Source organism: Corynebacterium ammoniagenes DSM 20306, from assembly GCF_001941425.1.
GTDB classification, from domain to species: domain Bacteria; phylum Actinomycetota; class Actinomycetes; order Mycobacteriales; family Mycobacteriaceae; genus Corynebacterium; species Corynebacterium ammoniagenes.
In genome coordinates this window covers 2568792-2586396 of record NZ_CP009244.1, presented here as the reverse complement: position 1 = coordinate 2586396, position 17605 = coordinate 2568792, and the positions used below count along the sequence as shown (strand labels likewise).

Here is a 17605-nt window from a genome sequence, read left to right as displayed (position 1 = left end):
CCGACGGCTGAACAAAGGAATAAGGAAAGCGGCCCGTAGCTTCGTAAAGAAGCATGCGGGCCGCTAGGGGATTCCTAAGGACAGGGCACAGGCCTTTTAGTTGGTGTGAACATCCACCGTTGCAGTATTTGGATCGAAGGTGATGTAGCCACCCTGGAAGTCAACGCGGACGGCGTTACCGCCATTGACCTGGTCAACGGAGTACTGGTCAGAAGTCGGCAGACCCAGCTCGGTAGCTGTGTCACCCTCTGCCCAAGCACGCGCGAATTCACCAATCAAGGCATGAGCACCGGTTTCTTCGGAGCTGAGCACCACGCCGTTATTAAACAGCTGGTAGACAAGCTGCGCGTTCTCCGAGTTTGGCCCGCCAATTGGTTGACCCAGCACGGGGCCGAAGGCATTGATGAGCGTATCGAAGGCAGAACCTGCTTCTTCGTTACCGGTGACCGTGAGGACCTTGGAGATAATTCCTGGCAAGGCATCGACAGTCACACCCGGGATGATTTCATCGCCAGATTCAGGCAAGGTCACTGTGCCCGCGGTGATGGCCAGACCAGCAACAGCGGTAGCCACTGCAGCGACAGCCTGAGTTTCCTCAGGGCTGAAGTCGGAAGAGCCCTGCTGGTTCATGCCACGCTCTGCAATGGACGACAGGCCAGGTAGCGCGGAGGACAAGTCCTCTACGCCGGCTTGCTGCTCGCCGCCGTTTCCAGCGTTGTCGCCGGCATTGTCGCCGCCACCAGGGTTATTGTTTGTCGGCGGCTGACTGATGACGTCACCAGCGTTAATGGCGTCAGTCTTAATCTTCGTCGCGTTGCGGATTTCTCCCCAGCGCGAAATCACATTGCCACCAGGGCAGGAGGTGTTGTGCAAATCGCTGTGGCCATGGAAGGCCGGCACGGTTGCCGTCGTGCCCGCTGGGTACTTGGAGCCGCCGAACCCACCGGAGCGCAAGCTTACGGTGCCGGTCGGGTCGATACCTGCCTGAGCCGCCTTCCATGCGGCAATGCTGGTGACAGAATTGAGCATTTCGGTCGAAGGCTGAGCGGTTTCGTAGTTGCCCATCATCGAGATAGCCCAAGTGTTGCTATTGAAACCACCCACGTGAGCGCCCATGACGCCGCGCTCTAGGCCGCCGTAGCGTCCTTCGTAGATGGTGCCGTACTTATCGACGAGTACGTTGTAGCCCATATCGCACCAGCCCAAGGTCTGAGCGTGGTATTGGAAGATGCCACGCACCTGCGCCGCTGCTTGAGCCGGGGAGTAGTCATTACTACCTGCGGTGTGGTGCAAGGTCAAAGCCTTGGTGGGCTCAGTGTAATCAGGCTGGGAACAGCGCTGGCTTTCATTAGCGCCCCAACCAGCGCGCGTGACAACTGGCGGCATTCCGTCGGTATCAGCCATATTGGCAATGCCGTTTTCTTGTGCGTTGCCATCAATAAAGACAGCCTCGAGGTCAGAAGCGGAGACCGCGCTGCTATCTGCGGGGAGATCTTCGGAATCAGCAACTGGCTTAATCTTGCCAATATCACTTGGCTTTGGCGCGGTGCCTGCGGAAACCTGCTGTCCGACACGCTCTGCAACATTTGCTGCTGCATCTGCTGGCGTGTCTGCAGGAGTGTCAGCCGGCGCCTCAGACGGTGTCTCGGTAGCGGTCTCAGCTGGAGCTTCCGCTTGGTCGTCGGCAGCAGGTGCTGCTTCGGCTGGAGTCTCGTTGGAGTTGTCCTCGTTTGTGCCGAGTTCTTCGGCTACTTCCTCGTCGGAGGGGATGCCAAGGTCTACGTTGCCGACAGAGACCTGAACGGCCTTGGTATCACCAACGAAGATGAGGTCGGTGCCATTGGTGCCTTCGGTGACAACGTCCATGGGCTCAGCATTGAACCATTCGCCCCAGGAACCGTCTTCTTGCTCAGCGCGAACGAAGGCAGCGACATCTTTTTGTCCCTGCCAGGTCAACGCGAACATCGAGAAAGGATCATCCTGACGGAATTCTTTCACCGCGCGGGGACCAGCGCCGCCACCTTGGGCAGCGATAGCGGGGTCGTCGACGACGACGGTGTCGCCATCGCCAAAGTTGGCCGAAGACGACGTCGTCTCAATCGGGCCGGAGCCTCCGGACTGGGTATTAAGAATTTGGTTTCCCCCAAAAGCAGCAGCCGCAGCTACTGCAGTGGCCGCCAAGATTGCGGTCACCGGGGTAGCCCACGAGGACCTCGTGGGAACAAGTCGGCGTCGTTGTTGCACTGGAATCTCCCTATCAGTTACTTCGCCCTCAACAAGTGATGTCCTGCCAGGGTTCGGTCGGGCGGTTGCCGGCGCCCTCCCGACGGTCATCTTAAGTGACCGAAGTGATATTAGTAAACAGCTGGAGCCAATGATACAGCTGTGATTACTGTGGCGCATGTTGAATTGACGGCGTGTTCGGAGGAGATGACCATTTAATTGCGTGCCATCGCGGCAACGGTACGGGGATCTAATAGGGTGTCAGCTATGACCAACCTTGATAAGACTTACGATCTCATCGTCGTCGGCTCCGGCTTTTTTGGCCTTACCGTGGCAGAACGTGCTGCTACGCAGCTGGGTAAGCGCGTTTTAGTCATCGAAAAGCGCAATCACCTCGGCGGTAATGCTTACTCAGAGCCAGAACCAGAAACCGGCATCGAGGTTCACAAGTACGGCGCTCACTTGTTCCACACCTCCAATAAGCGCGTGTGGGACTATGTCACCCAATTCACGGATTTCACGGACTATCAGCACCGTGTATTCGCCATGCACGATGGCACTGCCTACCAATTTCCCATGGGATTGGGGCTCATCAACCAGTTCTTCGGCCGCTACTACTCTCCTGATGAAGCCCGTGAGCTCATCAAGGAACAGGCCGCGGAAATGAACGTGGATGATGCACAAAACCTCGAGGAAAAGGCCATCTCTTTGATTGGTCGTCCTTTATATGAGGCGTTCATTCGTGACTACACCGCCAAGCAGTGGCAAACCGACCCGAAGAACCTGCCTGCCGGCAATATCACTCGTTTGCCAGTGCGCTATACCTTCAACAACCGTTACTTCAACGATACCTATGAAGGCCTGCCAGTTAATGGCTACACCGCGTGGCTGGAAAATATGTGTGCATCAGAGCTTATCGATGTCGTCCTCGACACCGATTGGTTCGAGGTTCGCGATGAGGTACGCGCGAAGTCTCCAGAGGCGCCTGTTGTCTACACTGGCCCGCTGGATCGCTACTTCGACTATGCCGAAGGCGACTTGGGCTGGCGCACCTTGGACTTTGACATGGAGGTACTCAACACCGGTGACTTCCAGGGCACCTCGGTGATGAACTACAACGACGCGGATGTCCCTTATACCCGCATCCACGAGTTCCGCCACTTCCACCCGGAGCGTGACAAGCAGTATCCCAAGGATAAGACCGTCATCATGAAGGAATACTCACGCGCGGCGGAAAAGGGCGATGAGCCTTATTACCCCATTAACACTCCAGAAGACCGCGAGATGTTGAAGAAGTACCGCGAGCTCGCGGCTATGGAAGCGCGCGAGAACAACGTTTTGTTCGGCGGACGTCTGGGTACGTATCAGTACCTGGATATGCACATGGCTATCGGTTCCGCGCTGACGATGTTTGATAACAAGATTGAACCCTTCTTCACCGAAGGCCAGCCACTCGAGCAGCAAGGCCGCGCCCGGTAGAACCGTCCGGTAGGACCGCTCGGTAAAGTTGCTCGTTTCTCGAAAAGAAGTGTCGAACCTGCCTTAAGCTTGGGTTGAGACTTTCATACCAAAAAGCCGCCGCGATTGCGCGGTTTTGGACGATGAATAAAAGTCCGAAAAAATTTGGCGCACACCCGCTGATTGGAAATATCTTTCCGACCAGCGGGTTTTGTTATTTCTGGGGCGGAAAACTTCGTGAAAATGGCGGCAGAAAAGTAGTGGGTTTGCGCCAACTATTTGACAGCGCCCATGAAGTCGCTTAAGGTTAACGGTAAGTTAACAAAAGGTTGAATTTAGAATCACTAAATTACCTGACACCCAGATACCAGAAAGTGAGTGGGGGGAAGAAATGTTTATTGTTAATAATGAGTCCCGGTTCGAAACTCTTCGTCAAGATTTGCACGAGGCATACGGCCACGCCCACACGGCGCAGACTATTAATGCAAAGCTCGATGAAATCATCGCAAAGCATAAGAGCAAAGCCATTTTGGATGACTACATTGCTGTTCTGGTTGAGCGCGAAGTAATGGAATACTTCGGAGCGCACCGTAACCACGTCCGCTTTGCTGCGGGTCTTAACACTGACTTGGTTAAGGCCGCCATTGCATTGACGAAAAAGCACGCCGGCGACGCATTGGTCGTTGATGGCGCAGTTTCTCACCCAGAAAACCAGACAGAAGGCCACATGTCTTATGTCCTGGGAGAGCGTGGACTTGATGCCCACGAACGTCACGTAGAAGATGTCCGAACTGTCTCCATGCCTGACTACATCATTTACCTGGGCGCAGATGTCCCACGTGATGAAGCTGGCAAGGATATTAAGATTTGGCCAATCGCACACGCTGAAGACGTAGAGCAAACTCGTGAGCTTGCTGATGATTTGGAAGCTCGCGTGCTGTACATGCTCAACAAGCTCGGCATCACGCCGTTGACTGAGCAGGTAAAACTCTCCGCTTAACCGCACTTTTTCAAGTGAATAAGAACTAGCCTTAGTGTAAAAAGAGGCGTCGATGACACAGCAGTCACCGGCGCCTCTTTTTGCGTGTGGAAAGGCACAATGCGGATTCTCAGGCGATTATCAGTGCCCCCGATGCGCGTTGAGCAAGTAAACCCGCGGCGGTAACCAGTACTGTGATGGTTTGAAGACTGTAGTGAAATGGGAGAATTGAAACCATCGTGACAGCAAACAACACTGTTTCTGACAATGCCGTTCAGCGCATTTTATTGCCCAAGCGTGGCGAACCCTTTGATGTCCGCATGCTGTACATCATCGAAGCGGAACAAAACCGTGAGCGCCTGCGCTGGTCCAACCGCGCTTCGCTGACGGTTCCCGCTGGCGAAGAAGTCTCATTCCAGACTTACTTCAACGCTTTCCCAGCGTCGTACTGGCGCCGCTGGTCGCAGCTGGACTCTATTATCTTGGCGCTGGATATTGATGGCGAGGCAAATATCTCCATCTACCGCTCCAAGCAAGATGGCCAGCGCATTTCCGTGGCTAACCACTTGGTTAAGACCGGGCACCACGAGTTTGAGCTGCCGCTGAAAAACTTCGAAGACGGCGGCTGGCTGTGGTTCGATGTCACCGCGGAGACCGAAGCCACCATCTCGCAAGCCGCATGGTGCGCGCCTTCTGCCCCTGGTCCACAAACTATGCCGGATGGCACCACCATTGAACCGTCGGACAAGCGCGTTGCAGTAGGTATTCCCACCTTCAACCGCCCGACTGACGCCGTGGCTGCCTTGCAGGCACTGGCAGAAGACCCGGTTGTTGATGGCATCATCGACTTTGTGCTCATGCCGGACCAAGGCAACCAGCACCCCGCCGATGAGCCCGGATATGACGAGGCCGTTGCACACTTCGGTGAGCGTTTCCGTGAATTCCGCCAGGGCAACCTGGGTGGATCGGGCGGTTACTCCCGCATCATGTTTGAGGCGCTAGAAAACACCGAATCGCCCTTTATCTTGTACATGGATGATGACATCGCTATTGAGCCAGACTCGATTCTGCGCGCGGTGCAGGCGGCACGCTATGCGGCGAGCCCAATCATCGTCGGCGGACAGATGCTCAACCTGCAGGAGCGCAGCCAACTGCGCACCACCGGCGAGCAGGTCGACCGAGGAGACTTCATGTGGGGTGCGGCACCGCACGCGGTCTACGACCACGACTTTGCCAAGTACCCACTGTCCGCAATCGGGGACGCACAAAGCCACAAAGACCCAAGTTCCTATGATTCGCGCGCGCTGCACCGCCGCGTCGATGTGGAATATAACGGTTGGTGGATGTGCCTGTTCCCACGCGTTGTCGCGGAAACTAACGGCCAGCCGCTGCCGCTGTTTATTAAATGGGATGACACGGAATACTCCCTGCGCGCCGCCGCCAATGGTTTTCCGACCGTGACCTGGCCAGGCGCTGCCATTTGGCACATGGCCTGGGCAGATAAAGACGATGCCATCGACTGGCAGGCGTATTTCCACCTGCGCAACCGCCTCATCGTTGCCGCGTTGTACCACGATGGTGATACCAAGGGCATTACCCGTTCCATCTTCAAGTCCACCTTGAAGCACACAATGTGCATGGAATATTCCACCATGGCTATCCAAATCGAAGCCATGCGAGATTTCTTGGCAGGACCTGATCAACTCTTTGACATCCTAGAAACCTCCCTGCCGCGCATCGCTAAGCTGCGCTCCAACTACTCCGATGCTGTCATCATCGAATCCGCCGACCAACTGCCTGCACCGACGGGCGCGCCGGGTGTGCCGACGCACAATATTGGCGGACGCCTAGCCAAGATTAAAAAGCTGCCGTGGGCGGTCAAGGGGCTCAAGCACCTGCTGTCGAAGGAAGATCCACGCCACCATGAAGCACCGCAGCTTAACCTGACCCCGGATGAAGCGCGCTGGTTTACCCTGTCCCGCGTCGATTCTGCAACGGTGTCGACTGCTGGTGGCACCGGTGTAGCATTCCGCAAGCGCGACCGCGATTTGGCACGCGACTTGGTGGAGCAGACCCGTGAGCTTCTCAACGAGATTGAGGAAAACTTTGATGAGATGCGTCGCGTCTACCGCGAGGCACTGCCAGAGTTAACCTCGCGTGAGTCCTGGAGGAAGATCTTTGAGTAGCATCACCGCGTTGAGCACTGCGGAGTCGCGCATTTTGGAAAACATCCAAAATATTGCCTTCGATGCTCCGGGAGTACTGCCGGCCGCTCGCGGCCTAAGCCACCTCGGCGAGCACGCCTTGGGGTGGATGGGTCTCTCCGCCTTGGGCTGGAGCCTGGATAAAAAACGTCGTCGGCAGTGGATTGCCGTGGGTGCCTCGGCTTTTACTGCGCATGCGGCATCGGTCATCGTCAAGCGAATTGTGAGACGAAAGCGTCCGGATTATTCTTACGTGCGCGTAGGAGTAGGAACTCCGTCGAAATTGTCGTTTCCTTCTTCACACTCCACCTCGACAACGGCCTTTTTGGTTGCCGTTGCACGCCTGTATGGAACCCCTGCCCCGTTGGCGGGGATTCCGGTCATGATGCTCTCGCGCATGGTGCTGGGCGTGCACTACCCATCTGATACTGCTTTTGGGGCAGCATTAGGTGCTGCAACTGCGGAGGCAATTACACGTTATGAAAGGAAAACTGCATGACCGAGAAGCCTGAAACCTTTGAAGGTGACGGCCAGCAGAAGTTTTTCCACCCGGAACCACATACCCAAGGTATTGAGGACTCCCGCAAACGTCAGCCGCCGAAGAACCTTGCCGATGGCATGATCAAGGCCCTGCGTCCAAAACAATGGGTGAAAAACGTTCTGGTCCTGGCTGCCCCCGCGGCTGCTGGCGCCGATGCCCTCTTCCATACCCGCACCCTGCTGGACGTGGCTTTAGCTTTTATCGTCTTCTGCCTGGGCGCATCCTCGATCTACCTGATCAACGATGCCCGCGATGTCGACGCTGACCGCGCGCACCCGACCAAGCGTTTCCGCCCGATTGCCGCCGGTGTCCTGCCGGTTAACCTGGCATATGCCATGTCCGTGGTGCTGATTATCGCGGCCGTTGGTTTGTCCTTCCTGGCGACCTCCGGGCTGCAATTGGCACTGGTCATTGGTGTTTACATTGCTTTGCAGCTGGGTTATTGCTTTGGCTGGAAGCACATGCCGGTGATTGATATTGCCCTGGTGTCGTCGGGCTTTATGCTGCGTACGATGGCCGGCGGTGTGGCCGCTGGCATTGAGCTGTCCCAGTGGTTCTTGCTGGTCGCAGCTTTTGGTTCACTCTTTATGGCTTCCGGCAAGCGTTACTCCGAAATCTTGCTGGCAGAACGTACCGGCGCCAAGATCCGCAAGTCCCTGGCCGGCTACACCCCGACTTACCTGCGCTTTGTGTGGACGCTGTCGGCAACCGCCGTGGTTATGAGCTACTCGCTGTGGGGCTTTCAGCTCGCCAATGAAACCGAAGGCTGGGCTGCCATCTGGTACCAGATTTCCATGGTTCCTTTCACCATCGCCATCTTGCGCTACGCCGCTGACGTGGACCGTGGCCGCGGTGGTGCTCCCGATGAAATTGCCTTGGAAGACCGCACCTTGCAGATCCTTGCCCTGCTGTGGCTGGCTTGTATCGCCATGGCTGTCTACGTCTTCCCGCTGCTGACCTAGCAGTACGAAGCCACGATGAAGTTCGACACCTCACCTGGATTTTTCTAATCCGGCGGGGTGTTTTCTGCATTATTAGGGCACACATTGCTGGCAGTGCATGAGTGTCAGTTTCCCGGGCGGTTGGGCACCGAGTAATCTCTAAAGTCATGCACCATGCCTCAACTCGTACTTTAGTAGAGCGTCAGTCCACCTGGTGGGCTCTCGGCTCGGCTTTAATCATCGGCGTTGTGGCATTTATCGTTGGTTTTCAGCGCCGCTGGATGTCCGATGATGGACTCATCGTCCTGCGCACCGTGCGCAACCTGCTTGCTGGCAACGGCCCCGTCTTCAACGTGGGCGAGCGAGTAGAGGCCAATACCTCCACGTTGTGGCAGTACATTATCACCGTCGTGCACATGGTCACCGGCCAAGAGCTCGCTGTGGTCGCGCTGTACTGCGCACTGGGCCTGTCAGTACTGGCAGTTGTCATTGGCTGCTGGGCCACCGCGCGGCTGTATAAACCAGCGACCGGCATCGCAGCAGTCCCTGTCCACTGGTCCACATGGACGGTGCTTCCCGCTGGTGTCCTGGTGTACCTGGCGCTGCCGCCGGCGCGCGACTTTTTTACCTCCGGGCTCGAGTGGGGTCTGTCCATCTTCTACCTCGCGGTGCTGTGGGCACTGCTGTTGTGGTGGGCAGGCAACGCTGATGGCACAAAGGACCTTGACCTTTCTGCCTACGGCCTGGCCTTTTGGGCGGGGCTGAGCTGGCTCGTGCGCCCCGAACTTGCTCTCTATGGCGGCGTTGCTGGAATCGTGCTCTTTCTTGCTCACCGTAACTGGAAAAAGTGGCTGTTGATCCTGGCCGTCGCGCTGCCAGTGCCTGGCGGGTATCAAATCTTCCGCATGGGCTATTACGGTCTGCTAACCCCGCATACCGCCGTGGCCAAATCCGCGAGCGATTCCCAATGGGCCTCCGGGTTTCACTACCTGCAAGACTTTGTCAGCCCCTACTGGCTCTGGCTGCCAGTTCTTGTTCTCGCCGTAGTCGGGGTATTTGCGTTGGCGCAGCCGCTTAACCGCTCTGCTGCTCAAGCACAAGCGTTGAGCGGCCGCCGCCGTCGTCGGATAGATAATGAGAAGGAATCCGCTTCCTCATCGTCGCAGGATAGCGCGCGGAACTGGACGTGGCTACACCAGGTGCGCTCGGAGAAGACGGCCGTTATCGTGCTGGTCGGCTGTGCCTTGCTGCACATCATCTACGTGCTGCGCGTCGGCGGGGACTTCATGCATGGACGCATGTTGTTATTGCCGCTTTTTGCGTTGTTGTTGCCGGTATTTGTCTTACCGCTCAACCTCTTCGGCAGCATCATCATCGGCGCGCTGATTACCGGTGGTATCGCGGTGTGGTCGCTGGTTATTGCCTACCGCGGTCTGCCCAATGATTGGACGGATTTTGATACCGGGCGCGTCATCGTCGATGAACGCGAATTCTGGACGTATGCCACCAATCGCGAACAAGGCGATCCACCCATGAACGCCCAGGACTTTCAAAGCTCACCATTTCTTAATGGCTGGGACGGCGGCATGGCGGCTTTGCAAGATGGCGATGCGATGATGCTGCGCTACCTGAAAAATGATGACCCAGAGGTCTTTGATTGGGAGGCCTTGCCGCGCGATGAGCACCGATCCGATCCAGCCACGATTTACCTCATCAATATGGGTATGTCGTCCATGAATGCGCCACTAGATATTCGGGTCCTGGACAATATTGGTCTTTCCACCCCGATGGCGGCACGCCAGCCACGTATTGAGGATGGCCGCGTGGGACACGACAAGAATCTGGATCGCATCTGGCAAGTCGCTGATTCAGCTGCTGACCTGGATGAGCTTCCAGTATGGATTAATTCTGATGATGCCAAGGCAGCGCGTGCAGCACTGGAGACAGAAGATTTCCAGAAACTCTTTTCCAGCTACCGTGCACCATTAACGGTGGAGCGTTTCTTGAGCAATATTACATTTTCGCTTACCGATGGCCGTACCCTGCAACTATCATCTGACCCCTACGACTACCTTCCGGAAAACTGGTCTACGCAGTAGAATCATTCAGGAATTTTTCATAAACTATTAATCTCGTTTAAAGTGCGTTACGCTAGGCGCATTACCGTTATCCTTTCGTAATGTTAACGCTTAAGGGTTGTTGAGCGATACATGTGAAGTACATAAAAATCGCGATCTGGACGTTGTACCAAAATTTATTAGGAGAAACATGAAGTTCCTTACTGCCACCAGCATGGGATTTTATCGCCGTGCCATTGCAGTGCTGGCTGCGATCATCATGGTGGCCACTATTGTCACCGTTGCTGGTGCGCCCAAGGCAGAAGCTGCCAACCGTGACTGGTTGCGCCCAGACGCTACCGGTACCTGTGACTGGGATGCCGTCGCATACTGGGTTCAGCGCTGTGACGTGTGGTCGGACTCTATGGGCCGCACTGTTCCCGTCCAGATCCAACCAGCTCAGCGCGGCGGCAATGCTGGCTTGTACTTGCTGGATGGTCTGCGTGCAACCGAGCACACCAATGCGTGGGTTAATGACGTCAACGCAGCGCGTCTGTACGAGCCACACAACATCACCCTGGTGATGCCCGTTGGTGGCGCGGCGTCCTTCTACGCTGACTGGGACGGTCCAGCAAAGTACGACCTCAACGATCCAGTCAACTACCAGTGGGAAACCTTCCTGACCCAGGAACTGAAGGGCTACCTGAACCGTCAGTTCGGTGTTTCTCCAACCAATAACTCCATCGCTGGTTTGTCCATGGGCGGCACCGCTGCCATCACCTTGGCTGGTAAGCACCGCGACCAGTTCCGTCAGACCCTGTCCTACTCGGGCTACCTGTCCACCTCGATCCCTGGTGCACAGACCCTGATGCGTCTGGCCCTGCTGGATGCCGGTGGATTCAACTTGAACGCGATGTACGGTTCGATCATCAGCCCACGTCGCTTTGAAAATGACCCATTCAACCAGATCCAAAACCTGCACGGCGCTGACGTCTATGTCTCCGCAGGCTCTGGTATTCCAAGCCCTTCCGATGCCAACTACCCATGGAACTTGGCACTGTCCGGCGCAGCTTTGGAAGCAGTCGCAATGGGCTCGACCCGAATCTGGGACACCAAGGCTCGTACAATGGGTCTGAACTTCACGGCTGATTACCCACCAACCGGTATCCACAACTGGAACCAGTTCGGTAGCCAGCTCTCGAAGACCAAGAACCGCGTTCTTGACGTTATGAACGCCTGGTAATAGTGCGTCTTTAACGCACGGCTTAACGCATCACACCGCGCCCCCGACTTTCGCTGAGATAGTGAGAGCCGGGGGCGCGGTGGTTTTCTTGTCTGTGGGTGTGTCGCCAGCACGAAAGTCTGAAGTTCAACTTAAACTTGAGCACAAAAGACAGCTCACAATACTTTAATATCGCAGCTGCCGGAGGAGGGGAACCTTCGGAAGATGTGAAAAGCATGAGGCAGTGTCAATTCTGGTGTCACCCGCCGTGGCGCCGGCATTTTTTGACTGCCTCATGACACTTTATTTCAGTGTTGGACCAGATGTTTTTCTAGGCGTCTATCGTTGCCACACACATTTTTAAGGTGACGCTTGGAGGATACATGTGTCCACTTTTCGTGCGAGAGAACATAACTAGTACACCTACACACCGACAATGAGGACATGTTCATGCGCCCTACTGATTCCCGTTCCACCGTGCGTAAGCCAAACTACAAGCGCCGTCGTATGGCGCTCGTTGCCCTCCCCACCGCAGCCGTGCTGGGGCTTTCACTGATTCCTTTCGCCGGTGCGCAGTCCTCACTGCCGGGTGGCGGCAGCCTGTCCGACTCCTTTGCGCCAGGCAACCCGCCGAAGCGCGATCCCATTGACACCACCTACCCAGAGGTAGAGGGACTGCCAGAAGGCGTGGACGTCAACCGCGTGGAGTACCTGTCACCACGCCACGTGAAGGTGTATATCCAGTCAGCAGCGATGCCAGAGCAAGAGCAAGTCGTGCAAATCCTCTTGGCACGTGACTGGTACTCCCAGCCGGATAAGGATTTCCCAGAGGTTTGGGCCCTCGATGGCCTGCGTGCGCGCGATGACGAATCAGGCTGGACCATCGAGACCAATATTGAAAAGTTCTACGCTGATAAAAACGTCAATGTCATCATGCCCGTCGGCGGCGAGTCCTCGTTCTACACCGACTGGGAAGAACCTGATAACGGCAAGCACTACATGTGGGAGACCTTCCTGACCCAGGAACTCGTTCCAATCTTGGACAATGAGTTCCGCTCCAATAAGCAGCGCGCCGTGGTTGGTATCTCCATGGGTGGTACCGCCGCGATGAACCTGGCCGAGCGTCACTCCTACTTGTTTGACTTCGTCGGTTCCTTCTCCGGTTACTTGGACACCACCTCCACGGGCATGCCTCAGGCTATTGCCGCAGCGCAGATGGATGCCGGCGGCTACAACGCCGAGAAGATGTGGGGAGAATTTTATTCTCAGGAATGGTACAACCACGACCCGAAGCTGGGTATCAAGGATCTGAAAGACATGACGGTGTATGTCTCCGCAGGCTCTGGTCAAGATGACTATGGCCAGGAAAACTCCGTGGCCAGCGGACCAGCAAACTACGCGGGCATTGGCCTTGAGGTTCTATCGCGCATGTCCACCGATTCCTTCGCCAAGCGTGCGAAGAGCGAGGGCGTAGATGTTATCTCCAAGCTGCGTCCATCGGGCGTGCACAGCTGGGATTACTGGCAGTTTGAAATGACCCAGGCATGGCCGGTCATTGCTGATACCTTCGGTTTGGGCGAAGTAGACCGCGGAGCGGACTGTGAGGTAACTGGTGATATCGCAGCCGTGACCCAGTCCGGTGTCATTGGTGACTGCCTCAATAATGAGTACAGCGTCGATGACGGCAAGGCACAGGACTTCTCCGGAGGCACCGCCTACTGGTCCCCAGACGACGGTGCGCATGCACTCTTTGGCCGAATCAACGCCCGCTATGCAGAAATCGGTGGGCCTACCTCCTGGTTGGGCTTCCCAACCACCGGCGAAGAGAGCACTCCGGACGGCAAGGGCAAGTTCGTTCACTTCGAAAACGGCTCTATCTACTGGACTGCAGAAACCGGTGCGTATGCAATTACCGGTTCCATGATGAAGGCGTGGGGCAAAAATGGCTTCGAGAATGGCGATTTGAAGTACCCCGCAGGCCCAGTCACCAATATCGACGGTGGCGGCCAGTTCCAGTTCTTCCAAAATGGCGTCCTCGTTGAGACCAAGGATAAGACGGCACACGTCGTCCACGGACGGATCGGCGCGAAGTACAAGGAAATGGGCGGCGCGAACTCAGCTGCGGGTGCCCCTCGCGGTGGAGAGAAGAAGCTCAAGGACGGCGCGTTCCAGGAATTTGAAAACGGCAACATCTACTGGTCACCGTCCACCGGTGCGCACTTTATCCCTTACGGCGAAATTTTCACGAACTGGAGCGACAACGGCTATGAAAACGGCAAGTACGGTTACCCAACCTCTGATCAAAACGACATCCCAGCTGGTGGCCTAAGCCAGGACTTTGAAAACGGAACCATCCGCCAAATTATGGGCGTCGTTAGCTAAGGAGCGTTAAGCGATGAAGCGAATGATGTCCGCCGTGGTTGCGCTGATGGCCACCACGACTTTGGCAGCCTGCGGTTCAGCAACCGTCGATAGTGACTCGGAGGTATCACCAGATTCCACCGTGGCACCACTAGAGCGCGGTTCCAGTGAGGAATCAGAAAAGCCAGAAGACTCCACGTCTGCTGCGACCTCGAGCTCGAAGGCCGCAGAAAGCAGCACGAAGGCAACAACCAGCGCTAGCGAACCTGCGCCGGAAGATCGCGGCGCGCGGGAGGTCGAAGAGGCCCCCACGCCGCAGGTATCCAACTCTGATGCTGGCTACCTGGATGCCGTGGCCGGCGGTGGTATCGATGTCGAGGGCGTGGAAAACCAACTCGTCAGTGCCGCGCACACTGCGTGCAACCCAGACGATGAAGTCACCGTGCTCGCTGTAGCCGGCCAGCTCATTGAGCAAGGCCGGACAGACAAGGACGTTGAGGAAGTTGTGACTTTGATCAACGAACGCGCACAGGCAGCCTACTGCTAGCTGAATTGTTGAACGTTGCCAGGATAATGGAGTACAACTTCCCCCTATGAGAAAAACACTGACTATCCTCGCCGTGATCATCGTCTTATTGGTGGTCGGCGGAGGAGCTGCGCAGTACCTGATGCGCGAGACCTCGGAGACCCCAGGCGCCGGCGAAAGCACGCCACGACCTGGTGAGTCCACTGAAGCCGCACCAGAAACCGCTGAGCAGCCTGAGTGGTGCCCGGCTTATGAGTTCATTTCAGCGCCAGGTACCTGGGAGTCTTCCGCCGATGATGACCCCATGAATCCGCAGGCCAATCCGCATTCTTTCATGCTGTCTATTACTAACCCCTTGAAAGAACAGTTTGGTGAAGACCAGGTTCGTGTGTGGACCTTGCCTTATACCGCGCAGTTCAAGAGCGTGCAGTCGCAACAAGAAATGAGCTACGACGACTCCCGCAACGAGGGTCGCGCCAAGCTCGAAGGGGAGTTGTCGTGGATGCACGGCGAATGTCCACAAACCCAGTTCATCCTGGCTGGCTTTTCCCAAGGCGCGGTCATCGTGGGTGACGTCGCTGACGATATCGGTGGCGGCACCGGCGTTATCCCCGCAGAATCGGTTGCGGGCGTAACCGCTATTGCCGATGGCCGCCGTGAAAATGGCGTGGGCATCAACCCTGGCGCACCACTCAATGGCATTGGCGCAGAAATTGCTCTGCAGCCAGTGACCGGCTTGGTGCAGTTGGTGGTTCCGGGCGCTTCCATGCGCGGGCCACGCCCGAATGAATTCGGCGCCTTGGCGGATCGTACGTATCAAATCTGCGCGCCTTCAGATAGCATTTGCGATGCGCCGCACAATATTGGCAATGCCGCAGAAAGAGCAATGGAGCTTATCGATGCAAATGGCATCCACGCTCTGTACGCCTCAAACGATGAGGTTTTCCCAGATATGACCACTGATCAGTGGGTTGTTGGCTGGGCCGCAAAAATAATCAACGGTGGCTAACTTACTATCAGGTAACGTTTTCGATAATAATACTGATAGTTTTAGAGGACTAAGTTAACACTTCTTCAAAGGAGATTCCATGGATTTGCATGCCGCAATGCAGCAGTTCTACAACGATAAGGGAGAAATCACCTTAGCCCCCCAGCTGTCTTTGGCTGGCTTGGCAGAGTTGCTGTACCAAGGCGACTTGCACACCGGTGGCGGAGACCGAAAGGCCATGCGTTACTGGGATTATTCCAACTCCCGCGAGGGCGAACTGGTCATTTACACTCGCCAGGAAATCAACACCCGGATTAAGGCCGTGGCCGCGCGTTTGCAGCAAGTGGGCAAGCTCAATGACCGTGTTGCCATCTTGGCGGGTAACTCACCGGAGTACCTGTTTGGCTTTATCGGTGCGCTGTACGCCGGCATGGTTCCCGTGCCGCTTTATGATCCCAATGAGCCCGGCCACGCTGACCACCTGCGCGCCGTGTTCGCGGACTGCAAGCCGAAGTTCGTTCTGACCAACTCGGAATCAGCGCAGGCCGTGCGCACCCACTTTTCCGAGCTGCCATCACGTGAGCGCCCACGCATCTTGTCCGTGGACTCCCTGCCAGATTCTTTGGCGGAATCTTATGTCACCCCGCAATCCACGCTGGAAGGCCAGCAATTGCTGGCGATGTCCACCGTGATGCCCATCGACCAGACGGCATTTTTGCAGTACACCTCCGGTTCCACCCGCACGCCAGCGGGCGTGGAGCTAACCAACCGCTCCATTTTGACCAACGTCCTGCAGATTTACGCTGCTGCCAAGCTGAAGATGCCACTGCGTCTGGTCACCTGGCTGCCACTGCACCACGACATGGGTATCATCTTGTCCCTGTTCGTCGTCATCATGGGCTTGCCCTTTGAGATGATGCGTCCACGCGATTTCATCCAGCAGCCGAAGCGCTGGATCGATCAGCTCAAGCGCAAGGACATCGATGAGAAATTGGCTGCAACCTACTCGGTTGTTCCTAACTTCGCGCTGGAACTGGCTACCCGCTACGGCAAGCCAGCCGATGGGGAAGAGTTGGACCTGTCCAATATCGACGGTCTCATCATCGGTTCCGAGCCGGTGACCGAAAACGCAGTCGAGAACTTCTACGACGCATTTAAAGACCACGGCCTAAACCGCAAGGTGCTGCGTCCTTCCTACGGCCTGGCTGAGGCATCACTGCTGGTCTCGACCCCGCAAAATGACGAGCGCCCAGTGTTCAACCACTTTGATCGCGACGCGTTGGCCAATGGCGAGGCGAAACCAACCGCCCCGTCGGATAACACCGTGCCTTTTGCCTCCAACGGTCAAGTGGTCACCGGTCAATACCTGACCATCGTGGATCCAGAAACCCGCGCGGAAGTCGAAGACGGCGTCGTCGGCGAGCTGTGGGCACACGGTGAAAACATGGCGGTCGGCTATCTAGGCCGCGAAGACGACACCAAGGACACCTTCCGTAATACCTTGGGCGAGCGCCTGGCAACAGGCAGCCGTGTAGAGGGTGCACCGGATGATGATAAGTGGATGGCAACCGGAGATTTGGGCACCATCATCGATGGGGAGCTGTATATCACCGGCCGTTTGAAGGACCTGATTGTCATCGCGGGCCGCAACCACTACCCGCAGGATATTGAAGGCACCATCCAGGAAGCTTCCGATCACGTACGCCCGGACTCCATCGCGGCATTTTCCGTCGAAGGCGATAACACCGAGCAACTGATTGTCTTGGTCGAGCGCGCTGATTCCGCAGATGAATCCGGAGATGCCGAAGCAACCGAGATCATCCGCACCGCAGTCAGCAAGAACCACGGCATCGTGCCGGATGCGATTGAGTGGAAAGCGCCACATGAGATCAATCGCACGTCGTCTGGAAAAATTGCTCGTCGTGTAGCGAAAAAGCACTACGAGGCCTAAACCGCCCCAGGACAACCTTCCTGCGGGAGCACTACTGCCCGGTTCAGCTGCATGTGGCTTAACCGGGCGTTGTGATTTTCAAAACCAGTACCACATGATGTGTACTAGTGGCATGTAACAATGAACCGGTCTGGTCACGATATGACTATGTAAC

General features: G+C 56.3%; 12 protein-coding genes. 11 read left to right on the top strand and 1 reads right to left on the bottom strand.

Annotated features, from left to right (window positions below; all coding sequences use genetic code 11):
• Positions 1 to 96: 96 nt before the first annotated feature.
• On the bottom strand, positions 97 to 2244 hold the full coding sequence (locus tag CAMM_RS11820) for an N-acetylmuramoyl-L-alanine amidase (protein WP_232051069.1): 2148 nt from the start codon (positions 2242 to 2244) through the stop codon (positions 97 to 99).
• 246 nt (positions 2245 to 2490) lie between these two features.
• Between CAMM_RS11820 and glf the strand changes: the two genes are divergently transcribed.
• The 11 genes from glf to CAMM_RS11765 all read left to right on the top strand — a co-directional run bounded on the left by glf (position 2491) and on the right by CAMM_RS11765 (position 17451).
• Positions 2491 to 3702 carry a UDP-galactopyranose mutase gene (gene glf / locus CAMM_RS11815; RefSeq protein WP_003847921.1) on the top strand — a complete coding sequence of 404 codons (1212 nt, stop codon included), beginning with the start codon at positions 2491 to 2493 and terminating at the stop codon, positions 3700 to 3702.
• Positions 3703 to 4072: 370 nt separating this feature from the next.
• Positions 4073 to 4681 (top strand): three-helix bundle dimerization domain-containing protein, encoded by a 609-nt coding sequence (locus CAMM_RS13005; protein WP_003847918.1) that lies wholly within the window; start codon positions 4073 to 4075, stop codon positions 4679 to 4681.
• 218 nt (positions 4682 to 4899) lie between these two features.
• Complete coding sequence (locus CAMM_RS11805) at positions 4900 to 6846, top strand: glycosyltransferase (RefSeq protein WP_040355612.1); 1947 nt, start codon at positions 4900 to 4902, stop codon at positions 6844 to 6846.
• Positions 6839 to 7363, top strand: a complete 525-nt coding sequence (locus CAMM_RS11800) for a phosphatase PAP2 family protein (RefSeq protein ID WP_003847914.1) — start codon at positions 6839 to 6841, stop codon at positions 7361 to 7363. Before CAMM_RS11805 ends, CAMM_RS11800 begins: the two co-directional genes overlap by 8 nt.
• Complete coding sequence (locus CAMM_RS11795) at positions 7360 to 8367, top strand: decaprenyl-phosphate phosphoribosyltransferase (RefSeq protein WP_003847912.1); 1008 nt, start codon at positions 7360 to 7362, stop codon at positions 8365 to 8367. The genes CAMM_RS11800 and CAMM_RS11795 overlap by 4 nt, the downstream gene beginning before the upstream one ends.
• 146 nt (positions 8368 to 8513) lie before the next feature.
• Positions 8514 to 10445 (top strand): arabinofuranosyltransferase AftB family protein, encoded by a 1932-nt coding sequence (locus CAMM_RS11790; RefSeq protein WP_003847910.1) that lies wholly within the window; start codon positions 8514 to 8516, stop codon positions 10443 to 10445.
• Positions 10446 to 10614: 169 nt separating this feature from the next.
• The gene (locus tag CAMM_RS11785; protein ID WP_003847908.1) at positions 10615 to 11646 is read left to right on the top strand and encodes an alpha/beta hydrolase; all 1032 of its coding nucleotides are present in this window, start codon (positions 10615 to 10617) and stop codon (positions 11644 to 11646) included.
• A 429-nt stretch (positions 11647 to 12075) separates the two neighbouring features.
• Positions 12076 to 14007 carry an alpha/beta hydrolase-fold protein gene (locus CAMM_RS11780; RefSeq protein ID WP_040355609.1) on the top strand — a complete coding sequence of 644 codons (1932 nt, stop codon included), beginning with the start codon at positions 12076 to 12078 and terminating at the stop codon, positions 14005 to 14007.
• A gap of 13 nt (positions 14008 to 14020) precedes the next feature.
• Positions 14021 to 14533, top strand: a complete 513-nt coding sequence (locus CAMM_RS11775) for an LptM family lipoprotein (RefSeq protein WP_003847905.1) — start codon at positions 14021 to 14023, stop codon at positions 14531 to 14533.
• Between the two features lie 46 nt (positions 14534 to 14579).
• Positions 14580 to 15521, top strand: a complete 942-nt coding sequence (locus CAMM_RS11770; RefSeq protein ID WP_003847904.1) for a cutinase family protein — start codon at positions 14580 to 14582, stop codon at positions 15519 to 15521.
• Positions 15522 to 15600: 79 nt separating this feature from the next.
• Positions 15601 to 17451, top strand: a complete 1851-nt coding sequence (locus tag CAMM_RS11765; RefSeq protein WP_003847903.1) for a FadD32-like long-chain-fatty-acid--AMP ligase — start codon at positions 15601 to 15603, stop codon at positions 17449 to 17451.
• The last annotated feature ends 154 nt before the right edge of the window (positions 17452 to 17605 follow it).